This window comes from Treponema sp. UBA785 (assembly GCF_002297065.1).
GTDB lineage: Bacteria > Spirochaetota > Spirochaetia > Treponematales > Treponemataceae > Treponema_D.
The window spans coordinates 38,821-40,986 of sequence record NZ_DBJD01000074.1 but is presented as its reverse complement, the minus strand read 5'-3'; the positions used below and the strand labels follow the sequence as shown (position 1 = coordinate 40,986).

Genomic DNA, 2,166 nt, shown 5'->3' with positions numbered 1-2,166 from the left:
GAACGGCTCGTATTCAGGTTCTGAATCAAGCTCAGAATGACAGTCCTTTATCAGGTCGTGGTAGGCGTTTTCTATGTTCACGCTTGCAATATAGTAAGCCAAAAGCACAATTTCGTTGGCAAAAATCTCGTGCCTGTATTTTCGCGCCAAGTCCTCTTTTTTAATAATTCCAGACTGCAGGAGCCGTGTTATGAACGTTCCCGTTCCTGTAAACGGGTCGATTATGTTAACTTTCTCGTCGCTGAGCGAACGTCCGAATTCTTTATTCAAAACCCACTCAACGCTATGGATAATAAAGTCCACAACTGGAACCGGAGTATAGACAATTCCAAGCTTCTCGACGGTCATAGGGAAAGCGTTCTTAAAAAAACTGTCGTAAAGCTCAACAACGACTTTCTGTTTTCCTTCCGCATTGTCAATTCCTTCGGCTCGCTGCTTTACCGAGTTATAGAACCGTTCCAGTTTTTCCAAGTCCCCGCTTTCGCTCTTTTCGTCCAAAAGAGAAACGATTTCTTCCAGCGATTTTGAAACCGGGTTTTCTTTGGTAAAGTGGTCGTTTCCGAACAGAGCCTCAAAGACTGGTTTTGTAATCATGTGCTGTGCCAGCATCTCTACGGCGTCATGCCGGCTTACACTAGGATTCAGGTTCTTCTTTAGTCCTTCCCAGTAAGCGTTGAACTTGTCCTTATGGTCGCCATCAACTGAAATCAGCCTGTTTATGCGGTCAATATTTCTCTTTGCTATTTCGCCTACGTCCTTTCCCCAGTCTGCCCAGTAGCGCCGGCTTCCGCACTTGTTTACCATTTTGGCAAAAACCTGTCCGGTAAGCTTCTGGAACTTGTCGTATAATTCCTGCTGGAGCTCATCAAAGTCGAGCGTGCCCTGCACTGGTTCAGAACCGCCGTCGTCATCGCCGCCGCCGACCATTGGCTTTCCGCCAAAGTTGCCGCCGCCAGTTACGTTTATGATTTTAGGCTTCTTTTTATTTAGCTCTATTTTGTTGATTGTCGCATTAAAGCGGTCATCGTGGGCGCGGAGAGCATTCAGCACGCTCCATACAATCTTGAAGTCGTCGCTTGTGTCCAAAATCTCATCTGCGTTCTTATCCCCAGGCACAAGAACCGGTATGATTATGTAGCCAAACTTCTTGCCTTCGGCTTTTCGCATTACCCGGCCTACCGATTGAACCACATCGACCTGGCTGTTTCTTGAAGAAAGGAACATTATTGCGTCAAGGCTTGGAACATCAACGCCCTCGCTAAGACAGCGCACATTGTTCAGAACACGGCACTCTTTTTTATTTGGGTCGGCATGCTTTAGCCAGTCAAGTTTTTCCTCACGGACTGTGCTTCCCATTCCGCCGTCAACGTGCTCCGCCTGAACTGCGACAAGCTGCTCCCGTTCTTCCTCAGACATTTTTTCATAATACGCTTTCTGGCACACATTAAATGAGTCTTTTAAATAAATCGAGCTCTTTATGCTGGAGCAGAATGCGACTGCCGACCGCATCGGCTCCGGGTCAACGTCGCTGAACAGCTCCTTGTCAGTAAGATAGTTTGTCCGCTTTGAAAGAACATTGATGCATCCTATGAGTTTTATAGCGTCGCTTTCTTTTAAGTCGGCGTTTCCTTCCATAAGCTCATTCAAAAGCTCTGGCTCTACGGAATTTTCGTCGAGCGTAAGAACGATTACTTTGTAGTCAGAAAGAAGCTGTTTTTCGACTGCCTCACCGAATCCTATACGGTAGATTTCTTCACCGAACATTTGCGGATCGTCCATTGACCAGACTTCAACTTCCTTTTCCTTTGCTTTTGCTTGGGCGTCGCTGGAATAAAGACGTGGAGTAGCGGTCATATAAAGGCGCTTTTTTGCTTTTATATTGCCGTTTGAATGTACCTTTGTGAACGAAGACTGGCTCTTGTCCTTCTGCTTTACACCGGTTGTGCGGTGGGCTTCGTCGCAGACAATCAAATCAAAAATAAACGAGTCTTTATCCAAATTGTTTATTTGTTTCTGAACATCGCTGATTACGTCTATTGACTGGTATGTGCTGAACACGACAATCATGCCGCCTTCGCAAGCCTGTCTTGCCCTAAAATCAACAAACTGGCTGTAAACCTTCTTGCTGTCGGTTGTGGCGGGAAGCACTAGGTCTGAAATCGAGTC

The 2,166-nt window shown here is 46.3% G+C and carries 1 protein-coding gene; it reads right to left on the bottom strand.

The features are described 5' to 3' along the window. Positions 1-2,166: helicase-related protein (locus tag B2X33_RS06425; protein WP_296668465.1), on the bottom strand; the 2,166-nt coding region annotated here is incomplete at both ends.